The sequence below is a fragment of the Pseudomonas sp. CFSAN084952 genome, assembly GCF_009648855.1.
GTDB classification, from domain to species: domain Bacteria; phylum Pseudomonadota; class Gammaproteobacteria; order Pseudomonadales; family Pseudomonadaceae; genus Aquipseudomonas; species Aquipseudomonas paracarnis.
Genome location: NZ_CP045767.1, coordinates 4,816,167 through 4,841,239 on the forward strand (window position 1 = coordinate 4,816,167; position 25,073 = coordinate 4,841,239).

23 protein-coding genes, 2 tRNA genes and 1 rRNA gene are annotated in these 25,073 nt (G+C 58.8%); 11 read left to right on the plus strand and 15 right to left on the minus strand.

Going from position 1 to position 25,073, the window contains the following annotated elements; all coding sequences use genetic code 11:
* Positions 1 to 67 precede the first annotated feature (67 nt).
* The 4 genes from GH769_RS21995 to tyrS all read right to left on the minus strand — a co-directional run bounded on the left by GH769_RS21995 (position 68) and on the right by tyrS (position 3,586).
* Positions 68 to 143 (minus strand) — tRNA-Ala (locus GH769_RS21995).
* Positions 144 to 153: 10 nt separating this feature from the next.
* Positions 154 to 230 (minus strand) — tRNA-Ile (locus GH769_RS22000).
* Positions 231 to 354: 124 nt separating this feature from the next.
* Positions 355 to 1,891, minus strand: a 16S ribosomal RNA gene (locus tag GH769_RS22005).
* A gap of 495 nt (positions 1,892 to 2,386) precedes the next feature.
* Positions 2,387 to 3,586, minus strand: coding sequence for a tyrosine--tRNA ligase (gene tyrS / locus GH769_RS22010; protein ID WP_014720158.1), 1,200 nt, complete (start codon positions 3,584 to 3,586; stop codon positions 2,387 to 2,389).
* 209 nt (positions 3,587 to 3,795) lie between these two features.
* On the opposite strand from tyrS, the gene GH769_RS22015 reads away from it, so the two are divergent.
* Together GH769_RS22015 and GH769_RS22020 are read left to right on the plus strand one after the other, a co-directional pair.
* Positions 3,796 to 5,208, plus strand: coding sequence for a peptidoglycan DD-metalloendopeptidase family protein (locus tag GH769_RS22015; RefSeq protein ID WP_014720159.1), 1,413 nt, complete (start codon positions 3,796 to 3,798; stop codon positions 5,206 to 5,208).
* A gap of 3 nt (positions 5,209 to 5,211) precedes the next feature.
* Positions 5,212 to 6,303 (plus strand): anhydro-N-acetylmuramic acid kinase, encoded by a 1,092-nt coding sequence (locus GH769_RS22020; protein WP_032903897.1) that lies wholly within the window; start codon positions 5,212 to 5,214, stop codon positions 6,301 to 6,303.
* A gap of 65 nt (positions 6,304 to 6,368) precedes the next feature.
* Here GH769_RS22020 and erpA read toward each other — a convergent pair whose 3' ends face one another.
* Together erpA and argC are read right to left on the minus strand one after the other, a co-directional pair.
* Complete coding sequence (gene erpA / locus GH769_RS22025; RefSeq protein ID WP_014720161.1) at positions 6,369 to 6,719, minus strand: iron-sulfur cluster insertion protein ErpA; 351 nt, start codon at positions 6,717 to 6,719, stop codon at positions 6,369 to 6,371.
* A gap of 165 nt (positions 6,720 to 6,884) precedes the next feature.
* The gene (gene argC, locus GH769_RS22030; RefSeq protein ID WP_014720162.1) at positions 6,885 to 7,919 is read right to left on the minus strand and encodes an N-acetyl-gamma-glutamyl-phosphate reductase; all 1,035 of its coding nucleotides are present in this window, start codon (positions 7,917 to 7,919) and stop codon (positions 6,885 to 6,887) included.
* 134 nt (positions 7,920 to 8,053) lie between these two features.
* On the opposite strand from argC, the gene hemJ reads away from it, so the two are divergent.
* From hemJ to coq7, 6 genes are all read left to right on the plus strand, one after another.
* Complete coding sequence (hemJ, locus tag GH769_RS22035) at positions 8,054 to 8,482, plus strand: protoporphyrinogen oxidase HemJ (protein WP_003194674.1); 429 nt, start codon at positions 8,054 to 8,056, stop codon at positions 8,480 to 8,482.
* A 24-nt stretch (positions 8,483 to 8,506) separates the two neighbouring features.
* Positions 8,507 to 9,469 (plus strand): nitronate monooxygenase family protein, encoded by a 963-nt coding sequence (locus GH769_RS22040; protein WP_014720163.1) that lies wholly within the window; start codon positions 8,507 to 8,509, stop codon positions 9,467 to 9,469.
* A gap of 68 nt (positions 9,470 to 9,537) precedes the next feature.
* Positions 9,538 to 10,494, plus strand: a complete 957-nt coding sequence (locus tag GH769_RS22045) for a DUF805 domain-containing protein (protein WP_032903899.1) — start codon at positions 9,538 to 9,540, stop codon at positions 10,492 to 10,494.
* Positions 10,495 to 10,555: 61 nt separating this feature from the next.
* Complete coding sequence (locus GH769_RS22050; RefSeq protein WP_003194680.1) at positions 10,556 to 11,344, plus strand: SDR family oxidoreductase; 789 nt, start codon at positions 10,556 to 10,558, stop codon at positions 11,342 to 11,344.
* 45 nt (positions 11,345 to 11,389) lie between these two features.
* The gene (locus GH769_RS22055; RefSeq protein ID WP_003194682.1) at positions 11,390 to 11,728 is read left to right on the plus strand and encodes a histidine triad nucleotide-binding protein; all 339 of its coding nucleotides are present in this window, start codon (positions 11,390 to 11,392) and stop codon (positions 11,726 to 11,728) included.
* An 85-nt stretch (positions 11,729 to 11,813) separates the two neighbouring features.
* Positions 11,814 to 12,461, plus strand: a complete 648-nt coding sequence (coq7, locus tag GH769_RS22060) for a 2-polyprenyl-3-methyl-6-methoxy-1,4-benzoquinone monooxygenase (RefSeq protein ID WP_014720165.1) — start codon at positions 11,814 to 11,816, stop codon at positions 12,459 to 12,461.
* 46 nt (positions 12,462 to 12,507) lie between these two features.
* Here the strand turns inward: coq7 and GH769_RS22065 are convergent, their stop codons facing one another.
* On the minus strand, positions 12,508 to 12,930 hold the full coding sequence (locus tag GH769_RS22065) for an OsmC family protein (RefSeq protein WP_003194686.1): 423 nt from the start codon (positions 12,928 to 12,930) through the stop codon (positions 12,508 to 12,510).
* Positions 12,931 to 13,175: 245 nt separating this feature from the next.
* Here GH769_RS22065 and crp point away from each other — a divergent pair, with 245 nt between their 5' ends.
* Positions 13,176 to 13,820 carry a cAMP-activated global transcriptional regulator CRP gene (gene crp / locus GH769_RS22070; protein ID WP_014720166.1) on the plus strand — a complete coding sequence of 215 codons (645 nt, stop codon included), beginning with the start codon at positions 13,176 to 13,178 and terminating at the stop codon, positions 13,818 to 13,820.
* Here crp and GH769_RS22075 read toward each other — a convergent pair.
* The 4 genes from GH769_RS22075 to GH769_RS22090 form a co-directional block, all read right to left on the minus strand.
* Positions 13,817 to 14,512, minus strand: coding sequence for a lipoate--protein ligase family protein (locus GH769_RS22075; protein ID WP_032903900.1), 696 nt, complete (start codon positions 14,510 to 14,512; stop codon positions 13,817 to 13,819). The genes crp and GH769_RS22075 overlap by 4 nt on opposite strands.
* 143 nt (positions 14,513 to 14,655) lie before the next feature.
* Entirely contained in the window at positions 14,656 to 15,492 is an 837-nt protein-coding gene (gene trpC / locus GH769_RS22080; RefSeq protein ID WP_032903902.1) for an indole-3-glycerol phosphate synthase TrpC, read from the minus strand.
* Positions 15,489 to 16,538, minus strand: coding sequence for an anthranilate phosphoribosyltransferase (trpD, locus tag GH769_RS22085; protein WP_003194694.1), 1,050 nt, complete (start codon positions 16,536 to 16,538; stop codon positions 15,489 to 15,491). The genes trpC and trpD overlap by 4 nt, the downstream gene beginning before the upstream one ends.
* A 9-nt stretch (positions 16,539 to 16,547) precedes the next feature.
* Positions 16,548 to 17,141: an aminodeoxychorismate/anthranilate synthase component II gene (locus GH769_RS22090; protein WP_014720169.1), complete on the minus strand. Its 594-nt coding sequence runs from the start codon at positions 17,139 to 17,141 to the stop codon at positions 16,548 to 16,550.
* A 412-nt stretch (positions 17,142 to 17,553) separates the two neighbouring features.
* Between GH769_RS22090 and estP the strand changes: the two genes are divergently transcribed.
* A complete protein-coding gene (gene estP, locus GH769_RS22095) occupies positions 17,554 to 19,476 on the plus strand; it encodes an esterase EstP (protein WP_032903903.1) in 1,923 nt (640 codons plus the stop codon).
* A 122-nt stretch (positions 19,477 to 19,598) separates the two neighbouring features.
* Here the strand turns inward: estP and trpE are convergent, their stop codons facing one another.
* The 4 genes from trpE to GH769_RS22115 all read right to left on the minus strand — a co-directional run bounded on the left by trpE (position 19,599) and on the right by GH769_RS22115 (position 23,869).
* Entirely contained in the window at positions 19,599 to 21,080 is a 1,482-nt protein-coding gene (gene trpE, locus GH769_RS22100) for an anthranilate synthase component I (protein WP_020302182.1), read from the minus strand.
* A 66-nt stretch (positions 21,081 to 21,146) separates the two neighbouring features.
* Positions 21,147 to 21,965 carry a phosphoglycolate phosphatase gene (locus GH769_RS22105; protein WP_014720172.1) on the minus strand — a complete coding sequence of 273 codons (819 nt, stop codon included), beginning with the start codon at positions 21,963 to 21,965 and terminating at the stop codon, positions 21,147 to 21,149.
* Entirely contained in the window at positions 21,962 to 22,636 is a 675-nt protein-coding gene (gene rpe, locus GH769_RS22110) for a ribulose-phosphate 3-epimerase (RefSeq protein ID WP_003194703.1), read from the minus strand. Before rpe ends, GH769_RS22105 begins: the two co-directional genes overlap by 4 nt.
* Before the next feature lie 84 nt (positions 22,637 to 22,720).
* The gene (locus GH769_RS22115; RefSeq protein ID WP_014720173.1) at positions 22,721 to 23,869 is read right to left on the minus strand and encodes an iron-containing alcohol dehydrogenase; all 1,149 of its coding nucleotides are present in this window, start codon (positions 23,867 to 23,869) and stop codon (positions 22,721 to 22,723) included.
* 213 nt (positions 23,870 to 24,082) lie between these two features.
* On the opposite strand from GH769_RS22115, the gene GH769_RS22120 reads away from it, so the two are divergent.
* The gene (locus GH769_RS22120; protein ID WP_020302179.1) at positions 24,083 to 25,057 is read left to right on the plus strand and encodes an alpha/beta hydrolase family protein; all 975 of its coding nucleotides are present in this window, start codon (positions 24,083 to 24,085) and stop codon (positions 25,055 to 25,057) included.
* Positions 25,058 to 25,073: the final 16 nt, after the last annotated feature.

A 25,073-nucleotide genomic window follows, 5' to 3' on the forward strand; every position in this document is an offset into this window, starting at 1 on the left:
CAAAGACTAGAAATCAATATTCGCTTCAGAATATTCATTTCTAAACTCTAACAGCAGAAGCAGTTAATGGTGGAGCCAAACGGGATCGAACCGTTGACCTCCTGCGTGCAAGGCAGGCGCTCTCCCAGCTGAGCTATGGCCCCATAACAAAATTGGTGGGTCTGGGCAGATTCGAACTGCCGACCTCACCCTTATCAGGGGTGCGCTCTAACCAACTGAGCTACAGACCCAATTTCGAGCGCGTAACTGATTAGCTAAGAGCTATCAGCTTGGAGCTTAAAGCTGCTTCTATCGTCTTCTTCAATGAATCAAGCAATTCGTGTGGGAACTTATGGAGCAGCTGATGTCGTCGATTAAGGAGGTGATCCAGCCGCAGGTTCCCCTACGGCTACCTTGTTACGACTTCACCCCAGTCATGAATCACACCGTGGTAACCGTCCTCCCGAAGGTTAGACTAGCTACTTCTGGTGCAACCCACTCCCATGGTGTGACGGGCGGTGTGTACAAGGCCCGGGAACGTATTCACCGCGACATTCTGATTCGCGATTACTAGCGATTCCGACTTCACGCAGTCGAGTTGCAGACTGCGATCCGGACTACGATCGGTTTTATGGGATTAGCTCCACCTCGCGGCTTGGCAACCCTCTGTACCGACCATTGTAGCACGTGTGTAGCCCAGGCCGTAAGGGCCATGATGACTTGACGTCATCCCCACCTTCCTCCGGTTTGTCACCGGCAGTCTCCTTAGAGTGCCCACCATAACGTGCTGGTAACTAAGGACAAGGGTTGCGCTCGTTACGGGACTTAACCCAACATCTCACGACACGAGCTGACGACAGCCATGCAGCACCTGTCTCAATGTTCCCGAAGGCACCAATCTATCTCTAGAAAGTTCATTGGATGTCAAGGCCTGGTAAGGTTCTTCGCGTTGCTTCGAATTAAACCACATGCTCCACCGCTTGTGCGGGCCCCCGTCAATTCATTTGAGTTTTAACCTTGCGGCCGTACTCCCCAGGCGGTCAACTTAATGCGTTAGCTGCGCCACTAAAAGCTCAAGGCTTCCAACGGCTAGTTGACATCGTTTACGGCGTGGACTACCAGGGTATCTAATCCTGTTTGCTCCCCACGCTTTCGCACCTCAGTGTCAGTATTAGTCCAGGTGGTCGCCTTCGCCACTGGTGTTCCTTCCTATATCTACGCATTTCACCGCTACACAGGAAATTCCACCACCCTCTACCATACTCTAGTCAGTCAGTTTTGAATGCAGTTCCCAGGTTGAGCCCGGGGATTTCACATCCAACTTAACAAACCACCTACGCGCGCTTTACGCCCAGTAATTCCGATTAACGCTTGCACCCTCTGTATTACCGCGGCTGCTGGCACAGAGTTAGCCGGTGCTTATTCTGTCGGTAACGTCAAAATTGCAGAGTATTAATCTACAACCCTTCCTCCCAACTTAAAGTGCTTTACAATCCGAAGACCTTCTTCACACACGCGGCATGGCTGGATCAGGCTTTCGCCCATTGTCCAATATTCCCCACTGCTGCCTCCCGTAGGAGTCTGGACCGTGTCTCAGTTCCAGTGTGACTGATCATCCTCTCAGACCAGTTACGGATCGTCGCCTTGGTGAGCCATTACCTCACCAACTAGCTAATCCGACCTAGGCTCATCTGATAGCGCAAGGCCCGAAGGTCCCCTGCTTTCTCCCGTAGGACGTATGCGGTATTAGCGTCCGTTTCCGAACGTTATCCCCCACTACCAGGCAGATTCCTAGGCATTACTCACCCGTCCGCCGCTCTCAAGAGAAGCAAGCTTCTCTCTACCGCTCGACTTGCATGTGTTAGGCCTGCCGCCAGCGTTCAATCTGAGCCATGATCAAACTCTTCAGTTCAAACATCTTTGGGTTTTTAAGAAACCCTAAACTTGGCTCAGCAATCGTTGGTTACATCTTTGATTTCTCGCGGAGTAACTTGTGATGCTGATAATCTTGTTGACTATCAGTCTGACTCCACAAGCACCCACACGAATTGCTTGATTCAGTTGTTAAAGAGCGGTTGGTTAAGATCTTTCGCCTCAACCGAGGCGCGCATTCTACAGCAGCCTCACTTGCTGTCAAGTGGTTATTTTCAGAAGTTTTCGAAGATTTCTTCAACAACTTCAACCACTTGCGCTTGCGATCTCTCGTAAGCGGGAGGCGAATTCTACAGCGTTACACGCTGCTGTCAACACCTCTTTTTCAACTTCCTTTTGGCTTCGATGAACTGAAGCAACTTGCTGTCGAGAACTGCGTAACTCATTGTTTACCAAGGAGTTTTCCGTTTCGACTGCGCCGGAAGTGGGGCGAATTATAGACAGATATAATTCGCCGTCAACACCTATTTCAGACTTATTCGGATTTGAGCGTAATTCGCGCAAATGCCTTCTTGCCCGCCTGGCAAACGTGAGTGGCGCCCAGCTCGTATATAAAGGTGCGATCAACCACCTCACCATCTATACGCACACCGCCGGACCCCAAAAGATCACGCGCGACCGCTGAATTCTTCACTAGGCCAGCTTTATTAAGCACAGCGGCAATCGGCATCGCCTCGGCAGCAGTCAGCTCAATCTCGGGCAGATCGTCAGGCAGCTCGCCATCTTTCATGCGATTACCTGCCGCACGGTGAGCGCTGGCCGCAGCCTCCTCACCATGGAAACGCGCAACGATTTCTTCAGCCAGCTTAATCTTCACATCGCGAGGATTAGCGCCCGCCTCGACATCCGCACGCAGCCCATTGATCTCGTCCATCGAGCGGAAGCTCAACAGCTCGAAGTAGCGCCACATCAGCGCATCCGGAATAGATACTAGCTTGCCGTACATCACACCCGGCGCTTCCTGGATACCGACATAGTTACCCAGGGACTTGGACATCTTCTTGACGCCATCCAAGCCCTCCAGCAATGGCATGGTCAGAATGCACTGAGCCTCCTGACCATAGGCGCGCTGCAATTCACGCCCCATCAGCAGGTTGAACTTCTGATCGGTGCCACCCAGCTCGACATCCGCACGCAGCGCCACCGAGTCGTACCCTTGAACCAGCGGGTAAAGGAACTCATGAATGGCGATTGGCTGATTGGTCGAGTAGCGCTTGTCGAAGTCATCGCGCTCGAGCATGCGCGCCACAGTGTACTGGGACGTCAGGCGAATGAAATCTGCCGGCCCCATTTTGTCCATCCAGGTGGAGTTGAACGCCACCTCGGTCTTGGCCGGGTCAAGAATCTTGAATACCTGGGTCTTATAGGTCTCGGCATTATCGAGCACCTGTTCGCGAGTCAGCGGCGGGCGCGTAGCGCTCTTGCCGCTTGGATCACCGATCATCCCGGTGAAGTCACCTATAAGGAAGATGACCTGATGGCCCAACTCCTGGAACTGACGCAGCTTATTAATAAGCACGGTATGACCCAGGTGCAGATCCGGCGCGGTCGGATCAAAGCCAGCCTTGATACGCAGGGGTTGGCCACGCTTGAGCTTTTCGATCAGCTCGGCCTCGACCAACAGTTCTTCCGCACCACGTTTTATCAGCGCTAGCTGCTCTTCAACCGACTTCATAACAGACCCGCAAGGCTCAGATTCAAAAGGGAACCAACCATACAAGATCAGGGACTAATTACAAGTTTTGCCCTGCGCACGGACACCGTTCAGCAAGCCCAGCGTTCGCGAGCTTGCGCCACAGATGATTTGGTTATATTTTATACAGTTATTTCATCTTCATCATGTCATTCATCTTTTCCATTTCATCTTCAAAGTCAAAATTACTTATGACCACTGAACCGTCTAAAGCGCCGCCGCTTTACCCGAAGACCCACCTGCTCGCCGCAAGTGGTATCGCCGCCCTTCTCAGCCTGGCACTGTTGGTATTCCCTTCCAGTGACGTTGAAGCCAAACGAACATCCCTGAGCCTCGATCTGGAAAGCCCAGTTGAACAACTGACACAAGATCAAGACGCTTCCGACGCTCAACAAGCCACAAACACTGCAACTGAGTCACCTTTCGCACAGATCGAAAGCACTCCCGAAGACACCCAGCAAGCCGCCCAGGAAGCACCTGCAGCAGCCGCAGCCAAGAATCCCCAGCATCGCGAAGTCATCGTGGGCAAAGGCGATACACTATCTACCCTGTTCGAAAAGGTTGGGTTGCCTGCCGCCGCTGTAAATGAAGTGCTCGCCAGCGATAAGCAAGCCAAGCAATTCACTCAGCTCAAACGTGGCCAGAAGCTTGAATTTGAGCTGACGCCAGACGGCCAGTTGAACAACCTGCACACCAGCATCAGTGACCTGGAAAGTATCAGCCTGAGCAAAGGCGCCAAAGGCTTCGCATTCAACCGAATCACCACCAAACCCGTCATGCGTTCCGCCTACGTACACGGCGTGATCAACAGCTCCCTGTCGCAATCGGCCGCGCGTGCGGGCCTCTCGCATAGCATGACCATGGACATGGCCAGCGTATTTGGCTACGACATCGACTTCGCTCAGGACATCCGTCAAGGCGACGAATTCGACGTGATCTACGAGCAGAAAGTAGCCAACGGAAAAGTGGTCGGCACTGGCAACATTCTGTCTGCACGCTTCACCAACCGTGGCAAAACCTACACCGCCGTGCGCTACACCAACAAACAGGGCAACAGCAGCTACTACACAGCTGATGGCAACAGCATGCGCAAGGCCTTCATCCGTACCCCCGTTGACTTTGCCCGTATTAGCTCGCGTTTCTCCATGGGCCGCAAGCATCCAATTCTGAACAAAATTCGCGCGCACAAGGGTGTCGACTATGCCGCGCCGCGTGGCACGCCAATCAAAGCGGCAGGCGACGGCAAGGTCTTGTTGGCGGGGCGTCGTGGTGGTTACGGCAATACGGTGATCATCCAGCACGGCAACACGTACCGCACGCTGTACGGCCACATGCAAGGTTTTGCCAAGGGCGTCAAGACTGGCGGCAACGTGAAACAGGGCCAAGTGATCGGTTACATCGGTACCACCGGCCTCTCCACCGGCCCGCACTTGCACTATGAGTTCCAGGTCAACGGCGTACACGTCGACCCACTGGGCCAGAAGCTCCCAATGGCTGACCCGATTGCCAAGGCCGAACGCGCGCGCTTCATGCAGCAGAGCCAGCCGCTGATGGCACGGATGGATCAAGAGCGCTCCACCTTGCTGGCTTCGGCGAAGCGTTAAGGTATGCCGCTCTATATCGGTGTGATGTCCGGGACCAGCCTCGACGGCCTGGATATCGCCCTTATCGAACAAGGCGCGGCGATCAATCTGATCGCCACTCGCTATATCCCAATGCCCGACGCCTTGCGCACAGAACTGCTGAGCCTATGCGCCAGCGGCCCGGATGAAATCGCCCGTTCGGCAATTGCCCAGCAGCAATGGGTGACGCTCGCTGCACAAGGGATCATCGCCTTGCTGGAGCAACAAAACCTCAAGCCTCAGGACATTCGGGCGATTGGTAGTCATGGCCAGACGATTCGCCATGAACCCGCCCGAGGCTTCACCGTTCAGATCGGCAACCCTGCCCTACTCACCGAACTGACAGGCATCACTGTCGTCAGCGACTTCCGCAGCCGCGATGTCGCTGCCGGCGGCCAAGGCGCTCCTTTGGTTCCAGCCTTTCATGAAGCCTTGTTCGGCGAGCAGACGGGCAATCGCGCGGTATTGAATGTCGGCGGGTTCAGCAACCTCAGCCTGATCGAGACGGGCAAGCCTGTCGCCGGTTTCGACTGCGGCCCGGGGAACGTGCTGCTCGATGCCTGGATTCACCTGCAGCGCGGAGAACACTTTGATCGGGACGGGCAATGGGCGGCCAGCGGCAAGGTCCAGCCCCAGCTGCTCAATACGCTGCTCAGCGATCCGTTCTTCATGACCAAAGGCCCGAAAAGCACGGGCCGAGAGGTGTTCAACCTGGCCTGGCTGCAGCAGCACCTTGGCCGTTTGCCCACCTTTGAACCCCAAGACGTACAGGCCACCCTGCTGGAGCTGACGGCCCTGACCATCGTCGAGTCCCTGCAAAGCGCCCAGACTGACACAACAACCTTGCTGATCTGCGGCGGCGGCGCCCATAACGGGGCACTGATGGGCAGGCTGAGAACGTTGCTGCCTTCCACCCATGTCAGCACTACAGCGGCCTATGGCGTAGACCCTGACTGGGTAGAGGCAATGGCCTTCGCCTGGCTGGCCCATTGCTGCCTTGAAGGCATTGCCGCCAATCGTCCCAGCGTCACTGGCGCACGTGGGCTTCGAGTGCTTGGCGCGATCTACCCCGCCTGAATCCCAGACAGCAAAACGCCGCTTGGCCCGTAAAAGCCAAGCGGCGTTTTTGTATCTGCTACCGATCAGATCGAGAACGAAGACCCGCAACCACATGTCGTGGTGGCATTAGGGTTCTTGATCACGAAACGCGAGCCTTCCAGACCTTCCTGATAATCCACCTCGGCACCTGCCAGGTATTGGAAGCTCATCGGATCCACGACCAGGCTTACACCCTCGCGCTCAACGATAGTGTCGTCATCGGCCACATCTTCATCGAAGGTAAAACCGTACTGAAACCCTGAACAACCGCCGCCCGTAACGAATACGCGCAGCTTCAAGCGATCATTACCCTCTTCATCGACCAGGCTCTTCACCTTGTGCGCAGCACCGTGGGTGAATTGCAAAGACGTGGGGGTGAAGGACTCAACGCTCATGCTGATAATCTCCCGGCGTAGCGCCGCCATATGCGTAATGGCGGGTATTATCCGCTTCTCCTAGAAAAGCGGTCAACTATTGTTACGGTATATCAATCCGCCCAGCGACCATTAAAAATGCAAAAGGCCCGATCAAAGGGCCTTTTGCGCAACGGTGATCCCGCGCTAAGGCAACATCCCCGCGTGGGACAGGCCCAACTTCTCGTCCAGGCCGAACAGGATATTCATGTTCTGCACCGCCTGGCCCGAAGCGCCCTTGACCAAATTGTCGATCACCGACAACACCACCACCAGGTCGCCATCCTGCGGACGATGCACCGCAATACGGCACACATTGGCACCACGCACGCTGCGCGTTTCCGGATGGCTGCCGGCCGGCATCACATCGACGAACGGCTCATTGGCATAACGTTTTTCAAACAACGCCTGCAGGTCTACCGAGCGATCAGTGACAGTCGCATACAGCGTGGAGTGAATCCCGCGGATCATCGGCGTCAGGTGCGGCACGAAGGTCAGACCCACATCCTGGCCGGCAGCGCGGCGCAGGCCCTGGCGAATTTCCGGCAAGTGACGATGACCTTTTACCGCATAGGCTTTCATGCTTTCCGACGTTTCGGAGTATAGAGAACCGACCGCTGCGCCACGGCCCGCACCACTGACGCCCGACTTACAGTCGGCGATCAGCCGCGACGCATCCGCCAGGCCAGCTTCCAGCAATGGCAGGAAGCCCAATTGCGTCGCCGTCGGATAGCAACCCGGCACCGCAATCAGGCGTGCTTGCTTGATCTGCTCGCGATTGACTTCCGGCAGGCCGTAAACCGCCTCTTCCAACAGCTGCGGCGCACCATGGGGCTGGCCGTACCACTTGGCCCACTCGTCGGCATCTTGCAGGCGGAAGTCTGCCGACAAGTCGATAACCTTGGTACCGGCCGCCAGCAACTCACCGGCCAGAGCATGGGCGACACCGTGAGGCGTGGCGAAGAACACCACGTCGCAGGCACCCAGAGTCTTGGTGTCCGGCACACTGAACGCCAGACCGTCATAGTGGCCTCGCAGGTTCGGGTACATATCGGCCACGGCCAGCCCGGCTTCGGATCGGGAAGTGATGACCACCACCTCAGCTTGCGGATGCTGAGCCAACAGACGCAGCAATTCGACACCGGTGTAACCCGTGCCGCCGACGATACCGACCTTGACCATAAACCTGCCCTCAACGAACCCACTGGAAAGCCGTCGATAATAGGGGCCGTATCGTCCTGCGACAACCGTCAACGTGACGTACGGGCGCATGAGCCACTACTATCTTCGCTACCGTGAACCTGGGAATAACTAAAATGCTCTATCTATGGGTCAAAGCCTTCCATATCGTCAGCATCGTTTGCTGGTTTGCCGGGCTGTTCTACCTGCCGCGCCTGTTCGTCTACCACGCCCAAAGCGAAGACACCGTCAGCAAGGAACGCTTCAGCATCATGGAGCGCAAGTTGTACCGGGGCATCATGGGCCCTGCGATGGTTGCCACACTGGTCTTCGGCATCTGGATGCTGGCCCTCAACCCCGGCATTTTCCAGTCGGGCGCCTGGATCCACGCCAAGTTGACCCTGGTCGTCCTGCTGATTGGCTACCATCACATGTGCGGCGCACAGGTAAAGCGCTTCGCCCGTGGCGAAAACACCCGCAGCCATGTCTTTTATCGCTGGTTCAATGAAGTCCCGGTTCTGATATTGCTGGCTATCGTAATTTTGGTCGTGGTCAAACCGTTCTAACGTCAATTACTCGGGGAACCTCCAATGTCGCTGCCCGCTCTGCTGGAACAACGTCTGCGCCTGCCCGTGGTGGCCGCGCCGATGTTTCTGATCTCTAATCCGCAACTGGTCCTGGCCTGCTGTCGCAACGGGGTAGTTGGGAGTTTCCCGGCGCTCAACCAACGCGAAAGCAGTGGCTTCAAGGCCTGGCTGGAAGAAATCGAAGCGGGCCTGGCTCAGTTGGACAACCCTGCGCCCTATGCCGTGAACCTGATCGTGCACAACAGCAACCCGCGCCTGGAGGCAGACCTGGCGATCTGCGTCGAGCACAAGGTGCCCATCGTCATCACCAGTCTCGGTGCGGTAAAGGAGTTGGTGGACGCGGTTCATAGCTACGGCGGCCTGGTATTTCATGACGTCACTACCCGGCGCCATGCCGAGAAAGCCGCTGAAGCGGGTGTTGATGGCCTCATTGCCGTCGCCGCTGGTGCGGGTGGCCACGCTGGCACCTGGAGCCCCTTTTCACTGATTGCCGAAATTCGCCAGTTCTTCGACAAAACCCTACTGCTGGCGGGCTGCCTTAACCATGGGCACGAAATCCTCGCCGCCCAGGTGCTGGGGGCAGACCTGGCATATTTCGGCACGCGCTTTATCGGCACCACCGAAAGCCAGGCACCGGATGCGTATAAGGAGATGCTGCTCACATCGCGCGCCGCCGACATCGTGCACACTCCAGCGGTCTCCGGCGTACCTGCCAGCTTCATGCGCCAGAGCCTGGAAAATGCCGGGTTTGACCTCGCTGCGCTTCAAGGCAAAGGTGAAGTCAACTTCGGTTCCAAGCTCAAGCCATTGAGCGATGAGGCCAAAGCGTGGAAAACTGTATGGTCTGCTGGCCAAGGCGTCGGTGAGATCAATGATGTACCCAGTGTGGATGACCTCGTTGCCCGCCTGGATGCCGAATACCGCAAAGCACGCGAGCACGCCGCGCAACTGCGCTGGCCACGCTGACCCACTGGCAGGCCTGCCGATTGGACAGGCCTGCATACTCTCCCTGATTAAGTGACAAGGATGCCCGCATGAGCGACAGCCGTTTCAAGATTGTGTTTGACGGAGCCTTGCGCCCAGGTGTCGAAAGCACCACCGCCAAGCTGAACCTCGCCGAGTTATTCAAAAGCGATGTTGAAGCGATCGAAAAGCTCTTCACCGGCCGCCCCGTCGCGCTCAAGCGCGACCTGTCCCACCCCGACGCGCAAACTTACCTCACGGCACTGCACAACGCCGGGGTCGACGCTCGCATCGAGGCCGAACAACCTGTGGCATTCAGCCTGGCAGAAACCCACGAAACAAGCTCGTCAACCGCTGACCGCGCCGCCGCCTCACCTTATGCTCCCCCACGCGCTGCCGTTGGCGACGACCTGCCGGAGTTCGCAACCCTCAAGGTCTTCACCATCCACGGGCGCATCGGGCGCCTGCGCTACCTGGCCTGGACGCTGGCACTGACCGTCGCGATGTTGGTGGCAGCGGGCATCATCAGTACGGTGGGCTTCGCGGTGGCGACAGCCTCGCCAACCATCGCCATCATTATTGGCTCACTGCTGGGTTTCGCGCTGTTTGTGGCACTGGTAGTGGTGAGCGTGCAAATCGGCGTGCAGCGCCTGCATGACCTGGGCTGGTCTGGCTGGCTGTACCTGCTCAACCTGGTTCCGCTGGTTAACAGTGTTTTCCCGCTGCTGTTGCTGGTATTGCCAGGCAACACGGGCGCCAACCAATACGGCGCGCCACCACCACGCAACTCCACTGCGGTGAAAATCCTGGCCTCGCTGTGGCTGGCGTTCATTCCCTTGATGCTCATCATCGTCGTCACCCTGGGCATGAACGGCTACCTGGACCAGCTTGAAGCCAACATGGACAGCAGCTACGAAAGCAGCTCCATCACCTCCGATGCAGACGCCGATCAAAGCGCTATCGTTGACGAAGCCGCAGCGCAAAGTGCTGACGATGCAGCCGAACCTGTAGACTCTCCAGAACAGTGAAGAAACGCCCGCCGCCTGTGACGCACTGTCATGGGCCGGCGGCGTTGCGATGGAGAAAGGCATGACCCGTTACGCTCTGATCACCGGCGCCTCCAGTGGCATCGGCCTGGCATTGGCCGAAGCCTTGGCACGGCGTGGCCGTAGCTTGATTCTGGTGGCCCGCCAGCGTGATCAGTTGGAAAGCATTGCATTGGAATTGACCCAACGCTTCGGCGTCGAGGTACTGTTTCGCGCCTGTGATTTGGGCGAGCCGCTGCGCTTGTCCGGCTTTTTGCTGGAGCTCGAAGAGGGTGAGCGACAGATCGACCTGTTGGTCAACTGCGCCGGCATCGGCACCAGCGGGCCGTTCCTGGCCCAGGACTGGATGACCGAGCAGGACCTCATCGAAGTCAACATCCTGGCCTTGACCCGCATGTGCCACGCACTGGGCAATGCCATGGCCCTGCATGGCGGCGGGCAAATCCTCAATGTGGCTTCGGTCGCGGCCTTCCAGCCTGGGCCGTGGATGAGCAGCTACTACGCCAGCAAAGCCTACGTGCTGCACTTCTCCGAAGGGTTGCGCGAGGAATTGAAGACCTGCGGCATCAAGGTTTCAGTGCTGTGCCCTGGCCCTACGCGCACCGCATTCTTCGGCACCGCGCAGATGGATACGGCGAAACTCGACCGCAGCCAGCAACTGATGAGCCCGGAAGAAGTCGCGCTCTACACCGTGCGGGCGCTGGAAAAGAACAAGGCCATCATCATTCCCGGGCGCCGCAATCGTTGGCTGACGTTCAGCCCACGCCTGAGCCCCCGCTGGCTGACCCGCAAAATTGCCGGTGCCATCAACAAGGCCTATTGCCCGCGCTGACGGCCTACGTACACTTACCTCACTTTTCACGATGGAGATACAGCTGTGGATACTCTGTTCACCAAGATCATCAACAGGGAAATACCGGCGAAGATCATCTATGAAGATGACCAAGTCCTGGCTTTTCACGATATCGCCCCCCAGGCACCAGTGCACTTCCTGGTTATCCCGAAAAAACCCATTCGTACCCTCAACGACCTGACCGAGGACGATAAGGCGCTGGCCGGCCATATCCTGTTCACCGCCCAACGCCTGGCCGTGGAACAAGGCTGCGAAAAAGGCTTTCGTGTGGTGATGAATTGCAATGAAGACGGCGGGCAAACCGTTTACCACATCCATATGCACGTGCTGGGTCAGCGCCAGATGAACTGGCCACCGGGCTGAGTGCACAAGGGCAAATTGACTCAGCACAAACGCTGGACGCTCTCTTGCGGTAAACTGGCCGCCGAGATTCTTCCCGGAGGTCAGCATGACTACCCAACGTCACTACTCGCCGATTGACCGTCTGTTGCTGCAAGCCGACATGGCCATGCGCACCCTGCTGCCGTTCAGTGGCCAGCCCTACCGCCCATCGCCCGCCATCGTGCAGCCGGATGTACAGTTGAGCGAGACCGACACCCGTCACGTCGCAGGCCTGATGCGCATCAACCATACCGGTGAAGTCTGTGCCCAGGCGCTGTACCAGGGCCAGGCGCTGACCGCCAAGTTGCCGCAAGTGCGCGTGGCGATGGAGCATGCGGCCGAGGAAGAGATCGACCACCTGGCCTGGTGCGAACAACGCATCCGCCAGTTGGGCAGCCATCCCAGCGTGCTCAACCCACTGTTTTATGGCTTGTCGTTTGGTATCGGCGCGGCTGCCGGGCTGATCAGTGACAAAGTCAGCCTGGGGTTTGTGGCCGCGACAGAACATCAGGTGTGCAAGCACCTGGATGAACACCTGGAGCAACTGCCGGCCGAAGACGAAAAGTCACGGGCCATTCTTGAGCAGATGCGCATTGACGAAGAGCACCATGCAGAAAGCGCGCTGGACGCGGGCGGCTTCCGCTTTCCAGCCCCGGTACGGTTCGGCATGAGCCTGTTGGCCAAGGTCATGACCAAAAGCACTTATCGAATCTGAACCGAAAAAAGGGCGCCCGAAGCGCCCTTTCTTTTGCCTGCTGCAATCAACCCAGCTCGATGATTTCGTAGTCGTGGGTAATGACCACGCCCGCAGCCCCCAGCATGATCGATGCTGAGCAGTACTTCTCTGCCGACAGCTCGATGGCACGCTTGACCTGGGCTTCTTTCAGCGCCCGGCCCTTGACCACGAAATGCATATGGATCTTGGTAAAAACCTTGGGGTCTTCAGTGGCGCGTTCAGCTTCCAGGAAGGCTTCGCAGCTTTCTACGGCCTGGCGGGACTTCTTCAAGATGCTGACCACGTCAAAATTGCTGCAACCGCCCACACCCAGCAGCAACATTTCCATGGGGCGTACACCCAGGTTACGACCGCCGGCTTCCGGCGGACCGTCCATGACCACCACATGGCCGCTGCCCGACTCACCGAGGAACATGGCTTCGCCCGCCCATTGGATGCGTGCCTTCATCGCCCAGACTCCACTGCTAAAAAAGGGTCGCCAGCTTAGCACAGGGCCTTGAAACAACAGCGCTCTGCATAAATTCGATAAATGACAGCGTTTGCCGCTAAATTGGCTAATCGCGACAGAAGGTGTCTGGTAAGCTGGCGCCAAATGAATGGCGCATTGCCATGACTTGTACAGCGTATATCAATGAGATGCCGCTGGATAAAAACAACGCCAACTACACCGCGCAGTCTTTTCGGGATACAACCATGGTTGCTCTTACTCCCACACCCAAGATCAAGAACCTCGACAAGCTGTTGCTGCATTGCCAGCGCCGACGTCATCCGGCCAAGCACAACATCATCTGCGCCGGCGAGCGCTCAGAAACCCTGTTTTTCATCATCAAGGGCTCAGTCACCATCCTGATCGAGGATGAGGATGGCCGTGAGATGATCATTGCCTATCTCAACGCCGGAGACTTCTTCGGGGAGCTGGGTTTGTTTGAACAAGCAGGCAAAGAGCAGGAACGCAGTGCTTGGGTACGAGCCAAAGTTGAGTGCGAAGTGGCCGAAATCAGCTATGCAAAATTTCGCGAATTGGCCCAGCATGATCCGGACATCTTGTACGCCCTGAGCGGTCAGATCGCCCAGCGCCTGCGCGACACCACCCGCAAAGTCGGCGACCTGGCGTTCTTTGATGTCACCGGCCGCGTCGCTCGCTGCCTGTTGGACCTATGCAAGCAACCCGATGCCATGACCCATCCCGACGGCATGCAGATCAAAGTCACGCGCCAGGAGATCGGACGTATTGTCGGGTGTTCACGAGAAATGGTCGGCCGCGTGCTTAAGGACTTGGAAGAACGCAACTTGGTGCACGTCAAAGGCAAGACGATGGTGGTGTTCGGTACCCGTTAAACCGGCAGGAAGCCAGCCAGCATCTGACGGTACAACGTGTCGAGCCGACGGATCGCATCCGGCGCCGTAAACGCTTCGTGCAGTGCGATATGGCTATCGGCGCGAACCCGCTGCTCCAAACCGCAGGCTTGATTGAAGCGGTTGACCGCCGCAATCAATTGCTCACGATCATTCTCCAGCAACATCGCCCCGTGCACCAACCCGACCGGGCGGCCACCGCTTTGTCGCCAACGCTGGGCAGTGCCCACCATTTTGCGGCCATTGAGGTTGACGTTGTAACGGCCGTCGCAAAAGGCACCGTCAATTTCGCCGACGGACGCATCGCCACCCAACTCGATCAACAGATCACAAATCGGTTGGCACAAGCGCTGATAGCCGGTTTCGATGCGCCCCTGGTCGCTTTCACTGCGCGGTGGGGCATAGACCAGGGCGATATTGACCGTGGCGCCGGACTGCGGCACCGGCTCACCACCGGTTTCACGCAGCAATACCGGCCAACCCGCATCGGCCGAAACCTGGCTCGCCATCGCGAATGCCGGCAGCCGGCTCAAACGGCGCGGCATGACCAGTGCTTGGTCACTGGGCTGCCAGAACAGCAATCCGAATGCCTGCTCACCCGCGCAAACGGCTGCCAATAGGTCTTGCTCGGCGGCAAGGCCTGCTTCGACAGTCATGATCACGGGCTGGAGCATCGAACACCTACCTACCTGAATAAACACAAAACCAATGTGGGAGCTGGCTTGCCTGCGATAGCGGTGTGTCAGCTACACAGAGGTTGGCTGACCCGCCGCTATCGCAGGCAAGCCAGCTCCTACAGTTCCGAGCGTATTTCAAATCAGTCTAGTGTCGAACCGCTGATCGTCGTACCGCGCTCCGGGAAGAACAAGCGCTGCAGCTCCGCCCCCGGGTTCTCTGCGCGCATAAACGTCTCGCCCACCAGGAACGAGTACACGCCACTGATTTCCATCAGTTCCACATCGGCGCGGTTGACGATGCCACTCTCGGTAATCACCAGACGATCGCGCGGGATACGCGGCAGCAGGTCGAGGGTGGTTTCGAGGCTGACGTCGAAGGTATGCAGGTTACGGTTGTTGACGCCCACCAGCGGAGTATCGAGGGTCTTCAATGCGCGCTCCAGCTCGTCGCCGTCGTGTACTTCGACCAGCACGTCCAGGCCGACGCTTTTGGCCACGGCCGCCAGCTCGGCCATCTTCACGTCATCCAATGCGGAGACAATCAGCAACACGCAGTCGGCACCCAAGGCTCGGGCTTCAACGATCTGGTACGGGTCCACCATGAAATCCTTGCGGATCACCGGCAACTTGCACGCGGCGCGCGCCTGTTGCAGAAACAGGTCTGAACCTTGGAAGTAGTCGATATCCGTCAGTACGGACAGGCAAGTCGCCCCACCCTTCTCATAACTGGCGGCGATCTCGGCGGGTACAAAGTTCTCGCGAATCACCCCCTTGCTCGGCGAGGCTTTCTTAACCTCGGCGATCACGGCCGGCTGCTTGAGCTTGGCCTGGGCGATCAAGGCATTGGCAAAGCCGCGTGGTGCCTCGGCGCTTTTCGCCTGGGCTTCCAACTCGGCCAGGCCCACGCGGGCGCGGCGCTCGGCCACTTCTTCAGCCTTACGGGCCAGGATCTTTTCCAGAACAGTTGGCACACTCATCCTTCATTCTCCATCTTGAATACGGCGGTGAATGCTCCCAGCTCTTCGAGCTTCTCACGAGCCAGGCCGGTGTGCAGCGCATCGTGGGCCAAGGCGACACCTTCCTTGAGACTATAGGCATGGTCGGCGGCGTAAAGGGCTGCGCCAGCATTGAGCACAATCATTTCCGCAGCTTTCTGACCGTTTTCGGTCTTGCGACGCCCCAAGGCGTCACGAATCAGCTCCAGTGAAGCGGCCGGGCTTTCCACCGCCAGGCCGTGCAAGCTCTGGCTTTTCATACCCAGGTCTTCGGGCTCGACCCAATATTCGGTGACCTCGTCGTTCTTCAGCTCCGCCACGAAGGTCGGCGCCGCCAGGCTGAATTCGTCGAGGCCATCCTTGGAGTGCACCACCAGCACATGCTTGCTGCCCAAGCGTTGTAATACTTCGGCCAGCGGCCGGCACAGCGCCTGGCTGAACACGCCCACCACCTGATGCTTCACACCGGCCGGATTCGTAAGCGGGCCGAGCATGTTGAACAGGGTACGCAGGCCAAGGTCCTTGCGCGGGCCGGCAGCGTGCTTCATCGCGCCGTGATGGGACTGGGCAAACATGAAGCCGATACCAACGCTGTCAATGCAGCGCGCTACTTGCACCGGCGTGAGGTTCAGGTAAATACCGGCCGCTTCCAGCAAGTCGGCACTGCCGCTCTTGCCAGACACCGCGCGGTTCCCGTGCTTGGCGACGGTGCAACCAGCGGCGGCCACCACGAAGGATGAGGCGGTCGACACGTTGAAAATATTCGCACCGTCACCGCCGGTGCCCACTACATCGACGACGCCGTCGAGGGTCTTGAGTTCGACCTTATCCGCCAGCTCACGCATCACCGACACCGCACCGACGATTTCGTCGATGCTTTCGCTCTTCATGCGCATCGCCATCATAAAAGCGCCGATCTGAGCATCGGTGCATTGACCGGTCATGATCTCGCGCATCACATCGCTCATTTCCGCGGTGCTCAGGTCCAGATGGCCGACGATACGGCTCAGGGCAGTCTTGATATCCATGAAAAGTCCTTAGCGCGTGCCGCCGCTCTGCTTGAGAAAGTTGGCGAACAGCTCGTAGCCCTGCTCGGTCAGGATTGATTCAGGGTGAAATTGCACCCCTTCGACGTTCAGTGTCTTGTGGCGCAGGCCCATGATCTCGTCGACCGAGCCGTCTTCCAATTGGGTCCAGGCGGTCAGTTCCAGGCATTCGGGCAAGGTTTCACGCTTGACCACCAGAGAGTGGTAACGGGTCACGGTCACCGGCAGGTTCAAGCCATGGAATACACCCAAATCCCGATGGAACACCGGGCTGGTCTTGCCGTGCATGACCTCGCGCGCGCGCACCACATCACCGCCAAACGCCTGGCCGATGGACTGATGGCCCAGGCAGACGCCCAGGATCGGCAGCTTGCCGGCGAAATACTGGATAGCTTCCAGAGAGATGCCCGCCTCGGTCGGCGTGCACGGGCCAGGCGAAACCACGATGCGCTCGGGGTTCAGCGCAGCGATTTCAGCAACGGTAAGTTCATCGTTGCGCACCACCTTGACCTCGGCACCCAGTTCGCCCAGGTACTGCACAACGTTGTAGGTAAAGGAGTCGTAGTTATCAATCATCAGCAACATGTGGGTTCAAACCTCTTGAATTCACTGATTTCAAATGACCGCCTTCCAAGCGTGTGACCCGCTGCCAGACGCACGTTCCGGTTGCCAGGGTGAGTTGGCAAGGGGCGTCAGACAACGGGTGAAGAAGGCAAATCGGTACAGGTCCGGCCAGGCCGGCAGAGAAAAATGTCAGGCGCGCCAACGCCAACGGGCGTGTGCCTTGACTACTCGCATCAAGAGTTTGCTGATGATCAACACGGGGAGGGTCTCATTCATACGTTCAGGCACAGTAACGTAGGCTCGCCAGCGGTGCAATATGGAGCCGCAAATACGGGGACGCAACGTAGGTGGATTCCGGATTTCCCTACAGAAAATGCCAGAAATTTTGCTAGTGTTTCACTTCCGACATAAAAACAACCCAATGGAATCTTGCATGCTCAGACCAGCGTTTTTCGCGCCCCTTGCCGGCTGCCTCCTGTCATTGGCCTGCGCCCAGGCGTTCGCAGCCCCGTCACCTTATTCAACCATGGTGGTTTTCGGCGACAGCCTGGCGGATGCAGGCCAGTTTCCCGACGGTTCGGCCGGCGCCACATTGCGCTTTACCAACCGAACCGGGCCGACCTTCCAGGGTGAATACGGCCTGGTCTCATCGACCCTGCTGGGCACGAAACTGGGCGTCGCTCCCAACGACCTGAATGCTTCCACCTCACCGGTTCGCGCAGCCCAGGGTTTGCCAGACGGCAACAACTGGGCAGTGGGTGGCTACCGTACCGACAATATCCTCGAGTCCATTACCTCAGTCTCCAATGCTGCGATTCCCCCAGGCAACCCCGGGGGCGGCACTGTGTTGCGCAGTCGGCAGGGCTATCTGCCGGCTAATGGTGGGAGAGCCGACCCGAACGCACTTTACTTCCTTTCCGGTGGCGGCAATGACTTCCTGCAAGGCCGGGTACTCAGCCCCGCTCAAGCGGTCGCCGCCGGCGGCAGGCTGGCGGACAGCGCCCAGGCCCTGCAACAAGCCGGCGCGCGTTACATTATGGTGTGGATGCTACCCGACCTGGGCCTGACGCCGGCCATCAACGGCACCCCACAGCAAGCAGCGACTTCGGCCCTGAGCACTATTTTCAACCAGTCCCTGGTACAGCGTCTGTCACAAGTGGATGCGCAGGTTATCCCGCTGAACATCCCGCTGCTGTTGAACGAGGCCTTCGCCGATCCAGCGCGCTTCGGCCTAGCCACCGAGCAGAACCTGACGGGCACCTGCTTCAGCGGTAACAGTTGCACCGCCAACCCAACCTATGGCATCGGCGGCACCAACCCGGACCCAACCAAGCTGATCTACAACGACTCGGTCCACCCTACTGTGGCCGGGCAACGCTTGATTGCCGACTACGCCTATTCGCTACTCGCCGCGCCGTGGGAACTGACCTTGCTGCCGGAAATGGCCCAAGGCACATTGCGCGCCCACCAGGACGAGTTGCGTAACCAATGGCAAGCAGACAACGGCAGCTGGCAAGCCGTCGGCCAATGGCGCGCCATAGTGGCCGGCGGCGGCCAACGCCTGGATTTCGATGATCAGAGCAGCTCGGCCAGTGGCGACGGCAGCGGCTATAACCTGAATATCGGTGGCAGCTATCGGCTCGATGAAAACTGGCGCGTGGGCGTTGCCGCCGGCCTGTATCGGCAGACACTCGAAGCCGGCGCCAATGATTCAGACTACAAGCTCAACAGCTATATGGGCACGGCATTCGCTCAGTATCAGCAGAACCACTGGTGGGCCGATGCCGCATTGACCGGCGGCAAGCTGGACTTCGACAGCCTCAAACGCAAGTTTGCCCTGGGTATCAGCGAAGGCTCGGAGAAAGGTGACACCGATGGCTGGCTCTGGGCCCTGAGCGGCCGCGTGGGGTATGACATCGCCGCGCCGGGCAGCGACTGGCACCTCTCGCCGTTCATCAGCGCCGATTACGCGCGGGTTGAAGTCAATGGTTACTCGGAGAAAAGCAGCCGCTCCACCGCCCTGACCTTTGACGATCAACAACGCGACTCCAAACGCCTGGGCGTCGGCCTGCAAGGCAGCTACCGCATCACGCCGCAAACCCAGGTTTTTGGCGAAGTGGCCCACGAGCATGAGTTTGAAAATGACACCCAGAAGGTGAACATTTCGCTCAACAGCGTGCAGGGGATCGACTTCAAGCTCGACGGGTATACGCCTCGCAGTAATTCTGACCGCTTGAGCCTGGGTGTCAGCCACAAGCTGACTCAGGACCTGGCGTTGCGGGCGGCGTATAACGTGAGAAAGGATGACAACTTGACCCAGCAAGGCATCAATGTCGGACTCAGTCTGGATTTCTAAATACTGCGCAAAATAAATGTGGGAGCTGGCTTGCCTGCGATGGCGGTGGATCAGTCACTGAATATCTCAAGTGACACACCGTCGTCGCGAGCAAGCCCGCTCCCACATTTTTTATTCCAGCTTTAGTCTTGTGGAGTTTGCTCTGCCAATGCCACGGCACGGAACATCGCCCGACGCTTGTTGAGGGTTTCTTCCCATTCAAGGGCCGGCACCGAGTCTGCCACAATCCCGCCACCAGCTTGCACATGCAGCTCGCCGTTCTTGATCACCGCCGTGCGGATCGCAATGGCGGTATCCATATTGCCGTTCCAGGCGAAATACCCGACGGCGCCGCCATAGACACCGCGCTTGACCGGCTCCAGTTCGTCGATAATTTCCATCGCACGGATCTTCGGCGCCCCCGACAATGTGCCCGCCGGCAAAATCGCTCGCAGGGCGTCCATCGCCGTCAGCCCGGCCTTCAGCTCGCCGGTGACGTTGGACACGATATGCATCACATTGGAATACCGCTCGATAACCATCTTCTCGGTCAGTTTCACCGAGCCGATTTCCGAGACACGCCCGGTGTCGTTGCGCCCCAGGTCGATCAGCATCAGGTGTTCGGCAATTTCCTTTTCGTCGCTGAGCAGGTCTTCTTCCAGCGCCACGTCGGCTTCTTCGGTCGCCCCACGGGGGCGCGTGCCGGCAATCGGGCGCACGGTGATCAGGTTGTCTTCAACCCGCACCAGCACTTCCGGCGAACTGCCCACGACGTGGAAGTCGCCGAAGTTGAAGAAGTACATATACGGCGTCGGGTTGAAGCAACGCAGTGCGCGGTATAGGTCAATCGGCGCCGCCTTGAAGTCGATGGACATGCGTTGCGACGGCACCACTTGCATGCAGTCACCGGCAAGGATGTATTCCTTGATGGTATCGACGGCGCGCTCGTAGTCATCCTGGGTAAAGCTGGAGCGGAACACCGGGTCGGCCGCCGGGGGGCGGCTGAGGTCCAGGCCGCGACGCGGGGTGATCGGCTGGCGAAGTTTTTCCAGCAACGCTTCCAGGTTGGCCTGGCCTTGTTCGAAGGCATCAGCCTGGGCGGGGTCGGCGAGGACAATCGCATGCATCTTGCCGGCGAGGTTGTCGAACACCACCACCGCGTCGGACACCATCAGCAAAATGTCCGGCACCCCCAGCGGGTCCGGGTTCGGGCATTTGCCCAGGCGTTTTTCCACATAGCGCACGCAGTCATAGCCGAAGTACCCCACCAGGCCGCCATTGAAGCGCGGCAGGCCAGCAATGGTCGGCACGTTGTAGCGCGCCTTGAAGGTTTCGACAAAGGCCAGCGGGTCTTCTACGTCATGGCTTTCGATCTCCACGCCGTCATGGGTGATGCTCACATGATGGTCGTGCACCCGCAGCACCGTGCGGCATGGCAGGCCAATGATCGAGTAACGGCCCCACTTCTCGCCGCCTTGTACCGACTCAAGCAGGTAAGAGTTGGGCTCATCGGCCAGCTTCAGGTAGATCGACAGCGGCGTATCGAAGTCGGCCAGGGTTTCGCAAGCCATGGGGATACGGTTGTAGCCGGCAGCGGCCAAACGCAGGAATTCTTCGCGGGTCATGAGGTGCCTCGTGGTGTGAGGGTCAAGTCAGGTAGGCAAACGTGCCGCACACGCGGCCTGGATCAGTCAGGCGCGCCAACGCCAGCGGGCCAAGGCCTTGATGACTTTCATCCAGAGTTTGCGAGTGACCACCACGATGGAATTTCCAGAAGGGGACGAATCAATGTCGGGCAACGTTATCTCAGCGCCCGCGCCCAAGCAACCGGGGATTAGCAGTCGCAGGTCATCAATGACCAGAGCGGGGGACTCCTCCGCAATCGGCCGGCCATGGTTGTAACCATAACTCAAGGCCACGCACTGCACGCCCGCCGCTTTAGCCGCCAACACATCACTGCGCGAATCGCCGACAAACAGCGACTGAGACGCCGGAATATTGGCCATTTTCATTACGAAAAACAGGGCCGCAGGGTCTGGTTTTTTCTGCGGCAAAGTATCGCCGCCGATAATCCAGCGGAAATAGCGCCCGATTTTCATCTGGTCCAACAACGGCGCAACGAAGCGCTCCGGCTTGTTGGTGATCAGGGCCATTTCCACGCCCTGCTTGCTCAACCACTTGAGGGTGTCGCGAACACCGGGGTAAACCACGGTCAGTTCGTGGCTGCTTTCATAAGCGGCATTGAACAGTTCCAAGGCATGCTCTGCCTCTACCTCATCCACACCCGTGGCATCGATGTCGTTGGCCAGGGCCCGGCGCACCAACATCGGCGCGCCATTGCCGACCCACTTGCGCACTGACTCGATGCCTGCCGGTTTGCGCCCCAGCTTGAGCAGCATCTGGTCCACCGCGGCCGCCAGGTCGGGCACCGAGTCGATCAAGGTACCGTCCAGATCGAACATCACCAGCCGTGGCAATTTGCCGGGGAACAACTGCTCAAAACCGCTCATGGACGCGCCAGCGCCAGTTCGGCACGCATCTTGTCAATGACGGCCTGGTAGTCCGGGGCATTGAAAATCGCCGAGCCGGCCACGAAGGTATCGGCACCCGCTGCGGCGATCTCACGGATATTGTTGACGTTAACGCCGCCGTCAATCTCCAGGCGAATGTCACGCCCCGATGCATCGATCAGCGCACGGGCCTCACGCAGCTTGTTCAAGGTGCCAGGGATGAACTTCTGCCCGCCGAAGCCTGGGTTGACGCTCATCAGCAAGACCATGTCGACCTTGTCCATCACGTACTCAAGCACGCTCAGCGGAGTGGCCGGGTTGAATACCAGGCCCGCCTTGCAGCCGCCTTCGCGGATCAGTTGCAAGGTGCGGTCAACGTGCAATGTAGCTTCCGGGTGGAAGGTGATGTAAGTCGCACCCGCCTCGATGAAGTCACCGACGATACGGTCTACCGGACTGACCATCAGGTGCGCATCAATCGGCGCGGTGATGCCGTACTTGCGCAACGCGGCGCACACCATCGGGCCGATGGTCAGGTTGGGTACGTAGTGGTTGTCCATGACATCGAAGTGCACGAAGTCGGCACCGGCGGCCAACACCTTGTCCACTTCCTCACCCAGGCGGGCGAAGTCGGCAGAGAGAATCGATGGAGCAATGACGAAGGGCTGCATGACGCACCTTTTTTGAGCTAAATCACGATGGCGCGCATTGTATACCTCATGCTTTGCTGCGCGCACCGTGACCTATCTCAACGGTTAGTAAGCTGCCCGGTAGATTTTTTCGATATCGGCGGCGCTGAGCTTGCGCGGGTTGTTACGCATCAAGCGTTCAATGCCTGCAGCTTCGCTGGCCATGGCCGGGATGGCGTCCTCGGGCACGCCGAAACTGCGCAGGCCGGACGGGATCTCCACTGCCGCACATAACCGCGTCATCGCCTCTACAGCCTGGTCGGCAGCGTCATTCACACTCAGCCCGGCGATATTGACGCCCATGGCCTGGGCAATGTCCTGCATACGCTCGACGCAGGCCAATTTGTTCCAGTGCATGACATACGGCAGCAACAGCGCATTACTGACGCCATGGGCAATATTGAAGCGCCCACCCAACGGGTACGCCAGCGCATGCACGGCACCGACGCCCGCGTTGCCAAAGGCCATGCCGGCCATCAGGCTGGCGGTGGCCATGTCGTCACGGGCCTGCAGGTTGGCCGGGTTGGCGTAAGCCTTGGGCAACGCGCTGGCAATCAATCTGATCGCACCGATGGCCAGGGCGTCGGTAATCGGCGAGGCATGCAGCGACAGGTAGGACTCGATGGCATGCACCAAGGCGTCCACGCCACTGGCGGCCGTGACACCTCGCGGGCAGGTCAAGGTCATTTGCGGGCTGATCAGCGCGACATCCGGCAGCAAGTAATCGCTGACGATGCCTTTTTTCAGCTGTGCAGCCTTGTCGGACAGTATCGCCACATTGGTCACCTCCGAGCCGGTACCGGCCGTGGTGGGGATGGCGATCAACGGCGGGCCTTTGCGCGGCACCTGATCGACGCCAAACAAGTCCGCCAGCGCGCCGTGATAACCGGCATAGGCCGCCACGCTCTTGGCGATGTCGATGGCACTGCCGCCGCCCACACCGATCAGGCCGTCATGCCCCCCTTCGCGGTACGCACGCATGCAGTCTTCGACGATGGCAATTTCCGGATCGGGCAGCACGCGGTCGAAGATTTCGTAGGCTCGATCACCCAGATGCTCCAAGGCCAGCGCCACGGTACCGGACTGGACCAGCGCGGCGTCAGTGACGATCAGTGGGTTATCCACATCCAGGCGCGTGAGTTCGGCAGCCAGTTGTTCGATGGCACCTGCACCGGTCAGCAGTTTGTGGGCGATCTTGAATGAGGAAGTACTCATGTGCGCGGCCTCTTATGAATGATGGGCTGGCACAAGAATAGCTGCCCCTGGCGTGTTGTCTGCCATTCATTGGTTGAATGGCCGCGCGGCGACCATCAAGACAGCTAACAAACCGCCGATAGCCTGTCGATAGCGAGAACCGCGCCTCATACCCCTGACAAATACCGACCAACCCATTAGGCTGCTGGAATCACTTCTGGCCGGGAATCAACGATGCTTTTTCTTCACCGTTCGGCACTGCCAGCATTGTGCCTGTCACTGCTGTTTACCAGCGTCTTGCCTGTTCAGGCCGAGGATGCACCCTCGCCTGCCGTCGAAAAACCGGCTGAACGCCAGGCCTTGCCCGAGCGTAGCCAGCAAGAAGCCAGTGCGCTCGAACGGCAGGTGCCGCAGCAGGAGCAACAGCAATTGCAAGCTGGTAGCGATTCGTTCCTGGCGCTATGGAAACCCGCCAACAGCGCCGAAGCCGAGGGTGTGGTGATTCTCATACCAGGTGCCGGGGAGAACGCGGACTGGCCGCAGGCCATCGCGCCTCTGCGGCGCAAGTTACCGGACGCCGCCTGGGGCACCCTCAGCCTGTCATTGCCTGACGTCAGTGTGGACACCCTGCCGCCACGGCTCATCGAACCGCCGAAAGCGGCGGTCGATACCAGCAGCAAGGAAGGCAGCACCGCTGCCAAGCCGGTCGAACAGGCCGCCAGTGCCGAGGCCGAAGGCACTGACCCGGCTGTGGTGCCGGGGGCGGATGAGCAGGACAAGACCGACGCCAAGCGCATCTTCGACCGTATCGACGCCGCCGTCGCCTTCGCCCAGACCCAAAGCGCCCGCAGTGTGGTGTTGCTCGGCCATGGCACCGGGGCCTGGTGGGCGGCACGCTACCTCAGCGAGAAACAACCCTCCCAGGTGCAGAGGTTGGTGATGGTGGCCGGCAAGACGCCTGCGGCTCGCCAACCGGACCTGCAGCAACTGGCGCCGGCCTTGAAGGTACCCACGGCGGACGTGTTCTATCAAGAGGGCGCCCAGGATCGCAAGAACGCCCTGGAGCGACTCCAGGCGGCCAAGCGCTCGAAGAATGACAGCTATAAGCAGGTGTCGCTCACGGCGTTACCCGGCAATAGCGCGGCGGAGCAAGAGCAGTTGTACCGCAGGGTTCGCGGGTGGCTGAGCCCGAAGGGCAGCGCAGACTGATCACATAGTCGACCAT